Origin of the sequence: Antarctobacter sp. (genome assembly GCF_965277915.1) — a bacterium.
GTDB lineage: Bacteria > Pseudomonadota > Alphaproteobacteria > Rhodobacterales > Rhodobacteraceae > Antarctobacter.
The window spans coordinates 317,764-332,989 of sequence record NZ_OZ255849.1 but is presented as its reverse complement, the minus strand read 5'-3'; the positions used below and the strand labels follow the sequence as shown (position 1 = coordinate 332,989).

12 protein-coding genes are annotated in these 15,226 nt (G+C 66.9%); 7 read left to right on the top strand and 5 right to left on the bottom strand.

Annotated elements, in window-relative coordinates; genetic code table 11:
* Positions 1-313 precede the first annotated feature (313 nt).
* Positions 314-1,054, bottom strand: a complete 741-nt coding sequence (locus ACQY5B_RS02535) for a methyltransferase domain-containing protein (RefSeq protein WP_305969269.1) — start codon at positions 1,052-1,054, stop codon at positions 314-316.
* A 68-nt stretch (positions 1,055-1,122) separates the two neighbouring features.
* Between ACQY5B_RS02535 and gloB the strand changes: the two genes are divergently transcribed.
* The 3 genes from gloB to ACQY5B_RS02520 all read left to right on the top strand — a co-directional run bounded on the left by gloB (position 1,123) and on the right by ACQY5B_RS02520 (position 5,335).
* Positions 1,123-1,884 carry a hydroxyacylglutathione hydrolase gene (gloB, locus tag ACQY5B_RS02530; protein ID WP_420326508.1) on the top strand — a complete coding sequence of 254 codons (762 nt, stop codon included), beginning with the start codon at positions 1,123-1,125 and terminating at the stop codon, positions 1,882-1,884.
* 149 nt (positions 1,885-2,033) lie between these two features.
* Positions 2,034-4,364 carry an ATP-dependent Clp protease ATP-binding subunit ClpA gene (gene clpA, locus ACQY5B_RS02525; protein ID WP_420326509.1) on the top strand — a complete coding sequence of 777 codons (2,331 nt, stop codon included), beginning with the start codon at positions 2,034-2,036 and terminating at the stop codon, positions 4,362-4,364.
* Complete coding sequence (locus tag ACQY5B_RS02520) at positions 4,361-5,335, top strand: M23 family metallopeptidase (RefSeq protein ID WP_420326510.1); 975 nt, start codon at positions 4,361-4,363, stop codon at positions 5,333-5,335. Before clpA ends, ACQY5B_RS02520 begins: the two co-directional genes overlap by 4 nt.
* Positions 5,336-5,364: 29 nt before the next feature.
* Here ACQY5B_RS02520 and ACQY5B_RS02515 read toward each other — a convergent pair whose 3' ends face one another.
* The 3 genes from ACQY5B_RS02515 to ACQY5B_RS02505 all read right to left on the bottom strand — a co-directional run bounded on the left by ACQY5B_RS02515 (position 5,365) and on the right by ACQY5B_RS02505 (position 10,750).
* Entirely contained in the window at positions 5,365-8,826 is a 3,462-nt protein-coding gene (locus ACQY5B_RS02515; RefSeq protein WP_420326512.1) for a peptidoglycan -binding protein, read from the bottom strand.
* A 3-nt stretch (positions 8,827-8,829) separates the two neighbouring features.
* Positions 8,830-10,005: a biopolymer transporter ExbB gene (locus tag ACQY5B_RS02510; protein ID WP_305969274.1), complete on the bottom strand. Its 1,176-nt coding sequence runs from the start codon at positions 10,003-10,005 to the stop codon at positions 8,830-8,832.
* A 115-nt stretch (positions 10,006-10,120) separates the two neighbouring features.
* A complete protein-coding gene (locus ACQY5B_RS02505) occupies positions 10,121-10,750 on the bottom strand; it encodes a TetR/AcrR family transcriptional regulator (RefSeq protein WP_420326513.1) in 630 nt (209 codons plus the stop codon).
* A 134-nt stretch (positions 10,751-10,884) separates the two neighbouring features.
* Here ACQY5B_RS02505 and ACQY5B_RS02500 point away from each other — a divergent pair, with 134 nt between their 5' ends.
* Positions 10,885-11,841, top strand: a complete 957-nt coding sequence (locus tag ACQY5B_RS02500) for a homocysteine S-methyltransferase family protein (protein ID WP_420326515.1) — start codon at positions 10,885-10,887, stop codon at positions 11,839-11,841.
* 59 nt (positions 11,842-11,900) lie between these two features.
* Here the strand turns inward: ACQY5B_RS02500 and ACQY5B_RS02495 are convergent, their stop codons facing one another.
* The gene (locus ACQY5B_RS02495) at positions 11,901-12,434 is read right to left on the bottom strand and encodes a gamma-glutamylcyclotransferase (RefSeq protein ID WP_420328723.1); all 534 of its coding nucleotides are present in this window, start codon (positions 12,432-12,434) and stop codon (positions 11,901-11,903) included.
* A 66-nt stretch (positions 12,435-12,500) separates the two neighbouring features.
* On the opposite strand from ACQY5B_RS02495, the gene ACQY5B_RS02490 reads away from it, so the two are divergent.
* The 3 genes from ACQY5B_RS02490 (at position 12,501) to ACQY5B_RS02480 (ending at position 15,224) form a co-directional block, all read left to right on the top strand.
* Positions 12,501-13,412 carry a DUF2125 domain-containing protein gene (locus ACQY5B_RS02490; RefSeq protein ID WP_420326517.1) on the top strand — a complete coding sequence of 304 codons (912 nt, stop codon included), beginning with the start codon at positions 12,501-12,503 and terminating at the stop codon, positions 13,410-13,412.
* 58 nt (positions 13,413-13,470) lie between these two features.
* The gene (locus tag ACQY5B_RS02485; RefSeq protein WP_420326519.1) at positions 13,471-14,742 is read left to right on the top strand and encodes an acetylornithine deacetylase/succinyl-diaminopimelate desuccinylase family protein; all 1,272 of its coding nucleotides are present in this window, start codon (positions 13,471-13,473) and stop codon (positions 14,740-14,742) included.
* A gap of 65 nt (positions 14,743-14,807) precedes the next feature.
* Positions 14,808-15,224 carry a hypothetical protein gene (locus ACQY5B_RS02480; RefSeq protein WP_305969279.1) on the top strand — a complete coding sequence of 139 codons (417 nt, stop codon included), beginning with the start codon at positions 14,808-14,810 and terminating at the stop codon, positions 15,222-15,224.
* Positions 15,225-15,226 lie beyond the last annotated feature (2 nt).

The following is a 15,226-nucleotide window of genomic DNA, read 5'->3' as shown; positions in this document are numbered from 1 at the left end:
TCACCTTGACTTGCGTCAAAGCAATCAAATCGTGGCGGATGTAGCAGAGCCTCCCCCACCTCGCAACATGCTTAGGAAAGATAAACGCCCGGGCTAAATCGTTTATTTTCAGTCGCTTGACCAAAACACCCCATTTGGTGCGACCTTTCGTGCTCTGCCAAGATGCCTCAAAGCCACAGTTTTTGCTGCAAATGCACGATTCCCGGGCGGTTTCAGGCGCCTCTGACGGCATTTTTCGCAGGTCACGGAAGCTTTCGGCCCTGAAATCGGTCGGGCACGTCAGAATCCGGTCCTGACGTGCCGCCGGACGGGTTCAGATCGGCTTGGCCTTGCCGGCCGGGCTGAGCACCTCGAGCGGGTTGAGAACCTTGGCGGCCTCGCCAACTCCGCGGCGCGATGGCGGGTGTCGCTTGGAGGCCTCGACCATCATGACGCCGCCCGCGGTCACGGGCACCGCGCGGCCCATGCGCTCCCAGACCGGGCCGGTCTTCATCCAGAACCGGCGGGTCGAGGGTGGCTGGTACAGCACCGAAACATGCGCCTCGGGGACGAAGTCGTGACGTTTCAGCTGCGCCTCGAGCTGGCCCAGCGAATAGGGGCGCCCATAGCCGAAAGGCGTGTGATCCGCCCGCGCCCAAATCCCTGCCCGGTTGGGCAGGATGAACAGCGCCCTGCCCCCCGGCCCCAGCACGCGATACGCTTCGTCCAGCAGGTCCGACGGCCGTTCCGAGGTCTCCAGCCCGTGCATCAGGATCAACCGGTCGGTGTGCCCCGTCTCAAGCGGCCAGAGTGTCTCTTCGCTGAGAACAGAGACATTGGGCAGCCCCGCGGGCCAGGTCATGACACCCTGCGGCGCGGGCATCAGCGCCACGACCCTGCGCGATTCCTTCAGGTAGGGGCGCAGCATTGGCACGGCGAAGCCGTAGCCCACCACCGTCTGGCCCTGGCATTCGGGCCAGAAGCGCTGGACCTGTGTGCGCAGGATCTTCTGCGCCGCGCGCCCCAGCGCACTGCGGTAATAGAAATCGCGCAACACCTGCACATCCAGATGCATTGATACCCCAGCCCTGATGCGCCACTCTGACGATAAGCGCATCCTGACAAAGCCGCGAAGGAAAGACCATGCCCCTCGAGATCGTGACCGTCCCCTGCCTCAAGGACAATTACGCCTACCTTGTGAACGGCCCCGACGGCGTGGCCCTGATCGACGCCCCCGAGGCCGGGCCGATCATCGAGGCGCTGGAAGCCCGCGGCTGGTCTCTGGGCGTCATCATGATCACCCACCATCACCATGACCACGTCGGCGGTGTCGCCGAATTGCGTGCGAAATACGGCTGCCCGGTCATGGGGCCCAAGTCCGAAGAGGACAAGTTGCCGGAACTGGACATGGCGGTCGAACCCGGATTTTCGGGTGGCACGGGGGATGGCCTCTGCGAGGTGATCGCGGTGCCGGGCCATACGCTGGGCCACGTCGCCTATCACTACCCAAAAGGCGGTGCCGTCTTTACCGCCGACAGCCTGATGGCCCTGGGTTGCGGCCGCATCTTCGAGGGCACGCCCGAAATGATGTGGGAAAGTCTGGAAAAGCTGGCCTCTTTGCCGCCGGAAACCGTGGTATACTCGGGGCATGAATACACAACGGCGAATGCCGCCTTTGCCCTGACCATTGAACCGGAGAACGAAGCGCTTATCTCTCGCAAGCGGGAGATCGACGCAGCCCGCGCCGAGGGACGGCCCACCGCACAGGTGCCGCTTTCGGTCGAACTTGAAACGAATCCCTTCCTCCGAGCCACCAGCGACAGCGTGAAAAAGGCCGTCGGCCTGCCGGACGGAACGGATGCAGAGGTCTTTGCAGAGGTGCGCGCGCGCAAGGACCGGTTCTGATCACGCACACGGCAGGTTTCGTCGGTTTGTCCAAAAGTGATGCAGGAACCCCGAGAAAAAACTTGAAGAGTGGCCGCAATCGACCAAACTTTAACCCTATGAGGCAATGCTGATCCTCACGGATCGGCGCAGACAAGAGGAGCACTCCCGTGCCTTCATTCTCGAACACACTTGAGCAGGCAATTCATTCGGCGCTGGCACTTGCGAACTCTCGCAGCCATGAATTCGCGACGCTCGAACACCTTCTTCTTGCGCTGATCGACGAACCGGATGCCTCCCGCGTGATGAAAGCCTGCTCGGTCGACACCGAAGAGCTGCGCACAACGCTGGTCGAATTCATAGACGACGATCTGTCGAACCTCGTCACCGATGTAGAGGGATCCGAGGCGGTGCCGACCGCAGCCTTCCAGCGGGTGATCCAGCGTGCCGCGATCCATGTCCAGTCCTCGGGCCGGACAGAGGTGACGGGCGCCAACGTGCTGGTCGCCATCTTTGCGGAACGCGAATCGAATGCGGCCTATTTCCTGCAGGAGCAGGACATGACGCGCTACGATGCGGTGAACTTCATCGCCCATGGCGTCGCCAAGAACCCGGCCTACGGCGAGGCACGCCCCGTCCAGGGCGCCACCGAGGCAGAGGAAGAGGCGCAGCAGGCCGAGGCCGCAGCACCCGGTTCGGACAAGGAATCGGCGCTGGCGAAATACTGCGTCGACCTGAATGCCAAGTCGCGCGACGGCGACGTGGATCCGCTGATCGGCCGCAATTCCGAGGTCGAGCGCTGCATTCAGGTGCTCTGCCGCCGCCGCAAGAACAACCCGCTTCTGGTGGGCGATCCCGGCGTCGGCAAGACCGCCATCGCCGAGGGGCTGGCGCGCAAGATCGTCGCCGGCGAAACCCCCGAGGTCCTGTCGAACACCACGATCTACTCGCTCGACATGGGCGCGTTGCTGGCAGGCACGCGCTATCGTGGCGATTTCGAGGAACGGCTCAAGGCCGTGGTGCAGGAGCTTGAGGAACACCCCGACGCTGTGCTCTTCATCGACGAGATCCATACAGTGATCGGTGCCGGGGCCACATCTGGCGGGGCGATGGACGCCTCCAACCTGCTGAAGCCCGCGCTTCAGGGCGGCAAGCTGCGTACGATGGGCTCCACTACCTACAAGGAGTTCCGCCAGCACTTCGAGAAGGACCGCGCCCTGTCGCGCCGGTTCCAGAAGATCGACGTGAACGAGCCTTCGGTCGATGACACGGTGAAGATCCTCAAGGGCCTGAAGCCCTATTTCGAGGAGCATCACAGCGTCAAGTACACCGGCGACGCGATCAAGACCGCCGTGGAACTGTCCGCGCGCTATATCAACGACCGCAAACTGCCCGACAAGGCCATCGACGTGATCGACGAGGCCGGTGCGGCGCAACACCTGGTGGCGGCATCCAAGCGGCGCAAGTCCATCGGTACCAAGGAGATCGAGGAGGTCGTGGCCAAGATCGCCCGTATTCCCCCGAAGAACGTCTCCAAGGACGATGCCGAGGTGCTCAAGGACTTGGAGAACACGCTCAAGCGCGTGGTCTTCGGCCAGGACAATGCGATCGAGGCGCTCAGCTCGGCGATCAAGCTGGCCCGTGCCGGCCTGCGCGAACCGGAAAAGCCCATCGGCAACTACCTGTTCGCGGGCCCGACCGGCGTCGGCAAGACCGAGGTGGCCAAGCAACTGGCGGATACGCTGGGCGTGGAACTGCTGCGCTTCGACATGTCCGAGTACATGGAGAAACACGCGGTCTCGCGCCTGATCGGCGCGCCTCCGGGCTATGTCGGCTTTGACCAGGGCGGCCAGCTGACGGACGGCGTCGATCAGCACCCGCACTGCGTTCTGCTGCTGGACGAGATCGAGAAGGCCCACCCGGATGTCTACAACATCCTGCTGCAGGTCATGGACCACGGGTCGCTGACCGATCACAACGGCCGGACCGTGGACTTCCGCAACGTGATCCTGATCATGACCTCGAACGCCGGGGCGACCGAACAGGCCAAGGCGGCCATCGGCTTTGGCCGTGACCGCCGCGAGGGCGAGGATACGGCGGCGATCGAACGGACCTTCACGCCGGAATTCCGCAACCGTCTGGACGCGGTCATCAGCTTTGCGCCGCTGCCCAAGGACACCATCCTGCAGGTGGTCGAAAAGTTCGTGCTGCAACTCGAAGCCCAGCTCATGGATCGCAACGTGACCATCGAACTGACCAAGCCCGCCGCCGAATGGCTGGCCGAAAAGGGCTACGACGACAAGATGGGCGCCCGCCCGCTGGGCCGCGTCATCCAGGAGCACATCAAGAAGCCGCTGGCCGAGGAACTGCTCTTCGGCAAGCTGGCCAAGGGTGGCGTGGTCAAGGTCTCGGTCCGCGACGGCGAGTTGTTCCTAGACCTCAGCGGCCCGGACAACCCGCGGCTGGGCTCCAAGAAGCCGCCGCTTCTGACCGCGGAATGACACCTGCGCGCGCCGCCTTCGCGGCCGCGCTGGCCCTGATCTCCTCCGTCCCGCCTGCCGGGGCGGAGGATTTTCGCCTTTCAGTACCTCTGGACTGCACTCTGGGCGAAACCTGTTTCATCGAAGATTACGTCGACAACGACCCGGCCCAGGGGCGCCACAGGGATTTTGCCTGCGGCATCAACTCCCGCGACGGGCACAAGGGCACGGATTTCGCCCTGCTCGACTTTGCTGCCATCGACACGGGCGTTTCGGTGCTGGCCGCCGCCCCCGGCGTGGTCAAGCGCACCCGGGATTCGATGCCCGATGACCGGCTGATGCGCGGCGTCACCTCGGAAAATGCCTGTGGAAACGCCGTGCTGATCGATCATGGCGAAGGCTGGCAGACGCTTTATTGCCACTTGCGGCTCGGCTCTGTCTCGGTTGCGCCGGGCGATCTGGTGCAACACGGCGACCCGCTGGGGGTCGTCGGCTTGTCAGGTCAAACGAACCATCCCCATGTGCACCTGACGCTCCTGCGCAACGGCAAGGTGGTCGACCCCTTCCGTCCCGGCGCCACGGGGACATGCGGTGATCCCGGTCCGACTCTCTGGACCGATCCGCCTGCCTACACCAAGACGGGCCTCGTCACGGCCGGTTTCTCGGACGCGGTGCCGTCTCTGCAGGCCGTGGGCGACGGCTCTGCACGACGCCCGACGCTCCGCCCGGACGAGGCAATGGTGGTCTATGCGCACGCGGGCTATGCCCGTCCCGGCGATGTCCTGACGATATCGGCGCAGAGTCCGGACGGCAGGGAAGTGTTTCGCCAAGCCATCACGCTGGACAGCGACCAGGTCAGCCAGATGCGCGCCCTGGGCCGCAAGGCCCCGGCCTCGGGCTGGCCCGCCGGCGAATACTTGGGCCGCGCCAGGCTGACCCGCGACGGCAAGGTGATCGCGCATCGCTTTGCCCATGTGACCGTCACAGACTGAGCGCGGGACAACGCGCCCGCCCCCCCAAGTCAGCGTTCGGTCAGTTTCAACTCGATGCGCCGGTTCCTTGCCCGCGCCTCGGGCGTATCCGCCGGATCAATCGGCTGGAACTCGCCAAAACCGTTGGCCGACAGCCGGTTGGGCGGAATGTCGTAATTGTCGATCATGTCCCGCACCACGGACAGGGCCCGCGCCTGGCTGAGTTCCCAGTTGTCCGCGAAATCGCCTCCCGGTCGGATCTTCTGGCTGTCGGTATGGCCGTCCACCCGGATCACCCAGTCGATGCCCTGCGGAATATCCTCGGAGATGTCGCGCAGGATCTGAGAGACCTTCTCGATCTCGCGCCGGCCTGCCGCCGACAGATCCGCCGAGCCGACTTCGAACAGCACCTCTGACGAGAAAACAAAGCGGTCGCCCTCGATCCGGATGCCCTCGCGGTCGCCCACCACAGAGCGCAGCTTGCCGAAGAACTCGGACCGGTAGCTTTCCAGGTCCTTCTTTTCGGCCTCCAACTGCCTGGCGCGTTCTTCTTCCAGCTTGCGCTTTTCCTCTTCGGCCTTCCGGCGTGCCTCTTCGGCCAGACGGCGGCGGCGTTCTTCCTGTGCCACACGCGCAATCGCCGCGTTCAGCTCCGATCCCAGGTTCTGCAGCCGCACCTCGGCCGCCGCATCGCGGACCTTGGAATCGTCCAGCAACGCCTGCAACTCGCCCAACTGGCGGCGTAACTCGGCCACGTTCTGGTTCAGCGCCTCGACCTGCAGCTCCGCCTTGGTCGCGCGCTCTTCGGTCAGGGCCAGCTTCTGGCGCGCCGTGTTCAGCAGGATCTGCCGTTCCTCCACCTCGTCCAGGCGGGCATCCAGCTTCGACTCCGCCGCTTCCTGCGCCGCCAGCGCCGCGGCAAGCCGGTCGCGTGTCTCGTCAACCGTCGTCTCGGCGGCCAAGCGCGCGGCCAGCGCGGCGGCCAGCTTTTCCTCCAGGCTGCGGGTATCGTCGCTCTGCTCGGCGGCCCGGGCCTCGGCCTCGGCCAGCTTCTGGCGCAACTCCGCGATCACCGCATCGCGCCGCGCATCGCGGGACCGCAGCGCTTCCAGTTCAGAGGCAACCCGGTCGATCCGGGCCTTGAGCAGGTCCAGTTCCGCGTCCTTGGCCGCGCCTCGGCCGTCAGCCTCGGCCAGGCGGCGTCCAAGGTCGGCGTTCTCCGCCTCCAGCGAAATCACGCGGGCAAGCCCCTGCGCAGCACGCGCCTGCGACGCCTCCAACCGGGTGCGCAACTGCGCCAGTTCACCGCGCAGCACCTCCACATCGGCTGCCTCGGCGGTACGGTCCTCGGCGCGGGCCTCGGCCTGCGCCAAATCCTGCCGCAGGCGGGCCATCTGGGCGTCGCGTTCTGTCGCCCGGGCCCGCGCCGCATCGAGTTCCGCCGACAAGCGTGTGTTCGCCGCCTCCAGCGCGGCCACCGCCGCATCCTGTTCCGCCGCCTCGCCGCCCAGCCGGGTCAGGCGCGCCGACAGATCGTCATTCTCCGTTTGCAGCCGATCGATCCGGTCGCCGCGCTCCTCGACCCGTTTCAGGGCCGAATCCAGTTGCGCCTGGACCTGGGCCACCTGGCCGCGCAGGCCCTCGATCAGCTCTGTCCGTTCAGCAACACGTCCCTGCGCCTGGGCCAATTGCGCCTCGAGCGCGGCCACCTGGTCCTGCAAGGAGGCCACTGCGCCGCGTGCATCGCCCACGTCGCCACGCGCGCGGGTCAGCGCCGCGTCCAACCGGTCCCGCTCTGCCCGCAGCTCTTCCAACGCCGCGGCACGATCATCGGCCTGCCCCTCGGCCGCCGACAGGTCCGAAACCAGCGAGTCGTTGCGGGCCCGCAGCGCCTCCAGCTCGGTCCGGAGCGCCTCTGCCTCGGCCAGCCGAGCCAGCGCCTGTGCCAGTTGCGCAGAAAGATCCGTCAACCGTGAGGCGCGCGCCGCGGCCTCGGCCTGCGCATCCTTCAGGGCGCGCTCGGCCAGGGTGCGAGCCGCCGTTTCCTGCGCCAACGCCTGTTCGGCATCGCGCTGCGCCTTCAGCGCCTCGGTCAGGTCGCCGCGCAGCCCTGCAAGACGGCTGTCGGTCTGCGCCCCCTGCGCCCGCGCATCGGCCAGCGTCTCCTCAAGCTCCGAGATCCGCGCAAGCGCGGCGTCGATGCGGCTTTGCAGGGCGCGGGCCTCGCGTTCACCATCGGCAAGCACGGTGGCCAGTTCCTGGTTCAGCTTGGCCTCGTCCTGCCGCGCCTGCGACAGCGCCGCCTCCAGCTCGGTGATGCGGGCAAGCGCCGCATCCACCCGGGTCTTCAGTGTTGCGGGCGGAGTGTCGGAGGGGCCAAGCCCGGCGGTCAGTTTCTCACCGGCCTTGGCCGCCTCGTCCAGGTCGGCCTCCAGCCGGGCGATACGCGCCGTCGCGTCGTCGATCCGCGCCTTGAGCCGCTGCGCCTCGAGCGCGCTTTCATCCCGAAGATCGGCCAGTTGCGCGGTCAGGCGGGTTTCGTTCCGCCGCGCCTCGGCCAATTGCGCCTCCAGCGCGTCGATGCGCGATTGCAGGTCGTCGCCCTGCTGCCGCCCGGCCAGCAAGGCCGCCGCCAGTTGGGCGTTCAGATCCTTTTCCGCCTCGCGGGCCGCCGCCAACAGGGTCAGCGTCTCCTCGGCCCGGGCGCGTTCCTGTTCCAGCGCCAGCGTCATGGCGGTCAGTTCCGCATCCGCCTCTTCCAGCCGCTTGCGCAGCGCCGCGGCGGCCTCGGCCTCGGCCAGCTTGGCCTGTTCCTCTGCGGTCAGGGCCTGTTCCGCTTTGTCGAGGTCGGCGGACAGGGCGGCGATCCGCGCGTCCCGGTCCGCGTTGCGGGCGCGCAGATCGGTGATCAGGGCCTCCAGGGCCTCGCGCCGCGCGGCGGCCAGCTTTGCCGCCTCGGCCTGTTCGTCGATCTCGGTCCGGGCGGTGGCCAGCGCCGCGGTCAGCGCATCGCGTTCATCGGCCAGTTCGTCGCGTTCCTCGGCCAGGGCGTCACGGGCGACGGTCAGGTCCTGCACCTCGTCCCGCGCCGTGTCCCGTTCCAGAACCAGTGTGGCCACCCGTTCCTCGAAGGTCGCGATGCGCGCCGCGGCGGCGGCAAGCTGATCCGCCTGCCGGTCGCGTGTCGCGGTCAGGCTGTCGATGATGGTCTGCTGTTCGGCCAGTTGCAGATCACGGTCGCCGAGCGTCGAGGTCATGCGCCCCAGTTCTGTTTCCAGCCGGGTCGCACGGGTTCGTTCCACGCCCAGCGCCTTGGACAGGGCGGTGATCTCGGCGCTGAGCGTGTCCAGTTCGCTTTCCTGCCCCGAGATCGTTTCGTTCAGGACGAATTGCATGACCAGGAAAATCGACAGGACAAAGGTCAGCACCAGCAGGAGGCCCGTCATGGCATCCACGAAACCCGGCCAGATCGAGGCCTGAAAGCGCGCACCGGTGCGTCGCGACAGGGCCATGCGTCACCCGTCCCCGCGGGGCCGGGAATTGCGTGCCGTGCCCAGCGACCGTGAAAGCGCCGCAAGATCGGTCCGCAATTCGGCCATGCTTTCCTGCCGTCCGGCGCTGATTTCCTCGAGGATGCGCAACATCTGCACGTCGATCGACCGCAGCCGCATCCGGCTTTCGGCGTCCAGCCCCTCGTCGCTTTCCTTTTCGCGGATCGCCTGCGCCAGCAGTTCCTGCCCCTCGGCAATCCGCGCCAGCGACGAGGCCGAGGGCGATGTCGCCTCGATCCGTTCGGTCAGGCGCTCGACGCTGTCGGCCAGTTGCGACAGCCGGGTATCGACCTCGGACCGGCTCTGTTCCGCCTCGGAGAAAAGGTACTGGAGGCGGTCCATCTGCTCGGCCATCTGGTCCAGCACCAGCCCGGCCGGCCCAAGGTCCGGCCCCTCGCCATCATGCGAAAAACCCAGCCGGGTGATCGAGGACAGCCATTCCTCAAGCTCACGGTAGAACCGGTTCTGCCCGTGGCCGGCGAATAGCTCCAGCAGGCCGACGACCAGCGAACAGGCCAGTCCCAGGAGAGAGCTGGCAAAGGCCACGCCCATGCCGCCAAGCTGTCCCTCCAGCCCCGTCATCAGGCGGGCAAAGGCGGCGGTGCCGGTTTCCCCCTCCTGCGGAGCAAGGCTCTGGATGGTTTCGACCAGTGCGGGCACCACGGTCGCCAGACCGTAGAAAGTGCCCAGCAGGCCCAGGAAGATCAGCAGGGAAACGATGTAGCGCGTGATCTCGCGCGCCTCGTCGATCCGCTGCGCGACGGAGTCGAGGATCGACCGGGTCGAGGTCGCCGTGATCTGCATCCGTTTGTCCCGGCGCGACCGCAAGAGCGCGGCCAAGGGCGCCAGCAGGCGCGGCGGCGTGGCCCGCACCCCCTGATCACCACGCGCGGTGAACCGTTCGATCCAGCGGACCGAAACCATCAATTGCGCCACCTGCCAGAAACAGGCCAGCACGCCGACGACAAAGACGATCAGGATGAAGCCGTTCAAATAGGGATTCGACTGGAACACCGGCAGGACGCGCGGCAGGGCCAGGAAAGCGCCAAAGCCCGACAGGCCCAGCACCGCCAACATGAGGACCACCTGGCGGAAGGGCTGGCTGAAATGTGGCTCGGCCTCGCGGTCGGGCTGGTCCATCGGACACCTGACACTTGTTCTCTCTTGTCGAACCTAGGGGTTTAGCGCCGAAGAGCCAAGAAGTTATAAACAATTCCGCGTCAGCAGCGGCGAAAACCGGCGCTTTGCGCAGGCGTCATTCACCCTCGCTGAACAACCCGCGCACAAAGGTCTCGTAAAGGCCGATCTGGCGCGGCAGCGCCTCTTTCTCGCGGACGGTCTTGGACAGGATGATCGCCCCGTCCACAAGCACCACCAGCATGTCCGCCAGCGCCTCGAGGTCGACCTGCTGTCGCGGCGGGTTCGCCTCGGCGATCTCGGTCAGGCGGGCGTGGAACCGCTGCCGCCAGGCCAGCAGGTTCTGCCGCGCAAGGTCATGCACGACCTGGGTGAACAGCCGCTCCTGGAAACAGGTCGCCGCGATCAGGCAGCCGGGATGCACGTCCGGCAGCGCCTCCATCTGTTCGCGCAGGATCCGCAGGAAGGCCAGGAACTCTGCCAACGGGTCGTCGCTTTCCGCGGCGGCGCGGGCAAACAGCCCGTCGAGCCAGGCCTCCTCGGCGCCAAGGTGACGCTCGAGGATCGCCTCGACCAGCGCACTCTTGTCCTTGAAATGGTAAAAGAAACCGCCCTTGGTGATCCCCACTTCGGCGATCAGCTCCTCGATCGACGTGGCGGCATAGCCCTTGTGCAGGATCGCCATTTCCGCCGCCGTCAGCAGGCGGTCGCGGGTCGTCTCGGTGCTGCGCGGCTTGATGAAGGACATCGGCGGCTCTCCTCTCCGGGTCAGCTTACCGCAGGCCGCCGCAGGGGTCACTGTACCGTCGGTACAGTAGACCGCGAGTCCACTGGCAAGAGGCGCGCCCTCCGATCCAGTCTGGGGCGGAAAGGAGCCCTGCCATGCCCCCCGTATTCGCCCCCCATCCCGACGGCCTGCCCTGGTTCACCGAAGGCGGCACCGAAACCGAGCTCATGTACCGCCACGGGTTCGCGTTCGACCATTTCTGCGCCTTCACCCTGCTTGACGATCCGCGTGCGATGCAGGTCCTTCACGACATGTACCGCCGCCTGTTGGATGCCATCGCGGCATCGGGCGGCTGTGCCTTGCTGGCAGGCCTCGACTATCGCGCCAGCCCGGACTGGGGCGCCCTTGTCGGTTACGACGGCGCCGCGCTCGACGACATCCAGCGGCGCAACATCGCCTTCCTGCGCGAGGTCAGCGCGCCATACACCGGCCAGATCCCGCAGATCCGCATCGCCGCCATCCTCGGGCCGCGCGGCGACGCCTATGCGCTGAACCGCACCATCACCAAGAACGAGGCGGAAGCCTATCACGCCCGCCAGATTGCCACCTGCGCCGACGAAGGTATCGACCTGCTCTGGGCCGCCACGATCAACAACGTCCCCGAGGCGATCGGCATCGCCCGCGCCTCCGCCGGGGCCGATGTGCCGGTCAACATCTCCTTCACCCTGACCGAGAACCACCGTCTGCGCGCCGGTGCCCACCTTGCGGAGGCGGTCACCGCCACAGATGCCGCCTGCGGCCCCCAGGCGCGGCCCGACAGCTACGGCGTGAACTGCTCCCATCCGCTGGAATTCGAACCGGCGCTGACCGCCGGCAGCTGGCAGACCCGCCTGCGCAGTTTCCGCCCCAATGCCGCGGCGATGGACAAGATCGCGCTTTGCAAACTCGACCACCTGGAAGAGGGCGACCCGCAGGAACTGGCGGCGCAGATGGCCGCCCTCGCCCGCCGGTTCCCGCAGGCCGATATCTGGGGCGGCTGCTGCGGCAGCTGGGACACTCATCTCGCCCGGATCGCCCCTGCCGTGATGCAGGCGCGCCGCCCGGCGGCCTGACCCGCGGGCGCGGCGTTTCTTGCTAAAACACCCCGACGGAGGCCGTGCCCCCTGCCCCGCTACCGGTCCCGCGACAGCGCCCGCACCTCGCGCACCAGCCATTGCAGGTCCGCGTCCGGCACGCCGATCTCGTCCAGGTGGGCGGCGGTGTTGTACAGGTATTCGGTGTTCGGCCCGCGTCCGCCATGCGCCCGCGCGATGATCCGCGCCTGTTCTTCCAAGGCCAGGTGGCAATACTGGACGTGATGCGGGTCGATCACATAGGCCACCGCCTCGACGTGGCGCCCGTCCGTCAGGCTGAGTTCCAGCCTCTTTTCCAGGTAGGCCGAGGACACCAGCTCGCGTTCGCGCAGATAGGCCAGCGTCTCTTCCTCGCTGCCCGGCGCCGCGCGCAGGGCCAGCCCGTCGCAACAAGCGCCCTCCTGCTCGTCCAGCGCCAGCACCAGCCCGGGCGTTTCCTCGGTGCCGCGATGATGGATCGAATACATGCAGAAACTGCGCGAATAGCCATAAAGCCGCGCCTGCACCCGTTCCGCCACCGGAAATCCCGGGTTCCAAAGAAGTGAGGCGTATCCGAACACCCAAAGCGTCATCATTCTGGTCCTTCCCGCTATGGGCCTGTAAACACGATCGGGTGCGGCAGGAAAAGGGGGGCGCGCGTGGCACGTTGGATCTTTGCCGTGACCTTGGCGCTGGGACTGGCCTGGTCGGCACTCTGGATGACCGCCTCTTGGGCATTGAAGGCCGATATCGCCAACTGGTTCGAGGCGCGCCGTGCCGAGGGTTGGCAGGCAGAGTATTCCTCGCTCTCCGTGCGCGGCTTTCCCAGCCGTCTCGACGCCACGCTGAACGATGTGGTCCTGAAGGACACCGCGCGCGGTATCGGCTGGCAGGGGGATTTCTTCCAGGTGCTGGGGCTGACCTACCGGCCCGGGCACCGCATCCTGGTCTGGCCCGACAGCCAGACCGTGACGCTGCCCTCCGGCCCGGTCACGGTGCAAGGCAGGGGCCTGCGCGCCTCCCTGATCCACGACGCCGAGGGCGTGATCCTGCGCGCCAACCTCGAGGCGGACAGTTTTCGCACCGGCAAACTGTCCCTGTCCGACCTACGCGCGGGCCTGCTGGACGTGCCGGCCACACCGGGTCTCTACCGTCTGGGATTGAGCGCCGGGTTCGCCGGAACGCCGGCGGACAACGGGTTGGCCCTGCGGGCCGAGGTCACCTTTGACCGGGACTGGCACCTCGACAGCCTTGCCGGACCCGTGCCGCAGCCCGTCAGGATCGACCTGCGACAGGGCAGCTATAGGTCCGGCGGCGCACAGCTTGACGCCAACGGCCTGCTGGAGATCGACGCACAGGGACGCCCCGGCGGAGATCTCGCCCTGGGCACCGACAACTGGACCACGCTGCTGGACAGCGCCCGCCGGGCCGACCTGATCCCCGCCCCGCTGGCCGACGCACTTGAACGCGCGCGCGAGGACAGCTCCGACCTGCGGCTGGTCTTCGACGCGGGACAGGTCTCGCTTGGCGACACCCTTCTGGGCAGGGCGCCCCGGCTACGGCTGCCCTGAGCACCGGTCGCGGCTGCGCCCCCTTGCGCCGTCGCGACAAGCGGCAGAAACTTTGCGCATGACAGATTCCCTTTTCGCGCGGATCGATGCCGCCCGCGACGACCTGATCGCGCTGACCCAGGCCCTTGTCCGCTTGCCCACGCTGAACCCGCCGGGCCGGCACTACCGCGAGATCTGCGAGCTCTTGCAACAGCGCCTCGCGCCCTCGGGGTTCACCTGCGAGCTGATCCGGGCGACCGGCGCGCCGGGCGACAGCGACCGTTGCCCGCGCTGGAACGTGGTCGCCCGGCGCGAGGGCACGCGCCCCGGTGACTGCGTGCATTTCAACAGCCATATCGACGTGGTCGAGGTCGGCCACGGCTGGACCCGCGATCCCTTTGGGGCCGAACTGGACGGCGACAGGATCTATGGCCGTGGCACCTGCGACATGAAGGGCGGGCTGGCCGCCTCGATCATCGCTGCCGAATGTTTCATCGCCGAACATCCCGACTATGCCGGCGCCATCGAGATTTCGGGCACCGCGGACGAGGAAACCGGCGGCTACGGCGGCGTCGCGCACCTGGCCCGGCTGGGGTATTTTTCGCCCGACCGGGTACAGCACGTCATCATCCCCGAGCCGCTCAACAAGGACCGCATCTGCCTGGGCCATCGCGGCGCCTGGTGGGCCGAGATCGAGACCAAGGGAGAGATCGCGCATGGCTCCATGCCCTTCCTCGGCGATTGCGCCGTGCGCCACATGGGCGCCGTGATGCAGGCCTTCGAGGACCGGCTGTTCCCCTCTCTGACAACGCGGGAAACCGCCATGCCCGTCACGCCAGAGGCCGCACGGCAATCGACGCTCAACATCAACTCGGTCCACGGGGGCGAACCGGAACTGGAGGATTTCACCGGCCTGCCCGCGCCCAATGTCCCCGACAGCTGCCGCATGGTGATCGACCGGCGGTTCCTTGTCGAAGAGGCCTACGACGAGGTGCGCGGCGAGGTCATTGCCCTGCTCGACGATCTCAAGACCCGCCGCCCCCGGTTCGACTACGCGATCCGCGACATCAACCGCATCGACCCCTCGATGACGGCGCAGGACGCGCCGGTGGTGACGACGGTGGCCGAAGCCATCGGCGACGTGCTGGGACAGGCGCCGGAGTACGTCGCCTCGCCCGGGTCCTACGACCAGAAACACATCGACCGCATCGGGCGTCTGCAGAACTGCATCGCCTACGGGCCGGGGGTGCTGGAACTGGCGCACAAACCCGATGAATGGGTCGGCGTGACGGATATGCTCGACAGTGCCAAGGTCATGAGCCGCACGCTGGAAAAGCTGCTGTTGCCCTAGAGTTTCGTTGACAGGGCCGCGGCCCGCTCCGATCCTTTGCGCGGTATTGCATGAAAGGATTTCTCATGACTCGCGTTGCCATCCTCGCCGCCGCGCTCTGGGGCCTTGGCGCACCGCTGGCACAGGCCCAGGACTGGGGCGAGGTCGCCTGGTACGGGGCGACCATCGGGACCGACGATCTTTACAATTCGCGCGGCACCCGCCTGACCGATCCCCGCGCGGTGATCCAGCAGGACCGCGCCAATTATCATCGCTTCGGGCTGCGCCAGCAGGGCGACACGGGGGATCCCATCTTTCATGCCCGCGACGCCCGCGCGCGCATTCCCGGCATCGTCGACCTTGGCGCGGCACAGGGCTTTGTCGCGGATGTCCGCGCGGGCCGCCCCTCTGCGGTCGAGGTCTATGTCTGCGGACGCGGATGGGCCGAGGTCATGCTGGTCGTCGACCGCGGGGCCATGGGCGGGCATTCCGGCTGTTACTAGGC

What these genes read in the sequence shown, in the direction of transcription:
- ACQY5B_RS02535 (WP_305969269.1), bottom strand. Translation starts at nt 1,054, where the DNA reads ATGCATCTGGATGTGCAGGTGTTGCGCGATTTCTATTACCGCAGTGCG.
- gloB (WP_420326508.1), top strand. Translation starts at nt 1,123, where the DNA reads ATGCCCCTCGAGATCGTGACCGTCCCCTGCCTCAAGGACAATTACGCC.
- ACQY5B_RS02520 (WP_420326510.1), top strand. Translation starts at nt 4,361, where the DNA reads ATGACACCTGCGCGCGCCGCCTTCGCGGCCGCGCTGGCCCTGATCTCC.
- ACQY5B_RS02515 (WP_420326512.1), bottom strand. Translation starts at nt 8,826, where the DNA reads ATGGCCCTGTCGCGACGCACCGGTGCGCGCTTTCAGGCCTCGATCTGG.
- ACQY5B_RS02510 (WP_305969274.1), bottom strand. Translation starts at nt 10,005, where the DNA reads ATGGACCAGCCCGACCGCGAGGCCGAGCCACATTTCAGCCAGCCCTTC.
- ACQY5B_RS02505 (WP_420326513.1), bottom strand. Translation starts at nt 10,750, where the DNA reads ATGTCCTTCATCAAGCCGCGCAGCACCGAGACGACCCGCGACCGCCTG.
- ACQY5B_RS02500 (WP_420326515.1), top strand. Translation starts at nt 10,885, where the DNA reads ATGCCCCCCGTATTCGCCCCCCATCCCGACGGCCTGCCCTGGTTCACC.
- ACQY5B_RS02495 (WP_420328723.1), bottom strand. Translation starts at nt 12,434, where the DNA reads ATGACGCTTTGGGTGTTCGGATACGCCTCACTTCTTTGGAACCCGGGA.
- ACQY5B_RS02485 (WP_420326519.1), top strand. Translation starts at nt 13,471, where the DNA reads ATGACAGATTCCCTTTTCGCGCGGATCGATGCCGCCCGCGACGACCTG.
- ACQY5B_RS02480 (WP_305969279.1), top strand. Translation starts at nt 14,808, where the DNA reads ATGACTCGCGTTGCCATCCTCGCCGCCGCGCTCTGGGGCCTTGGCGCA.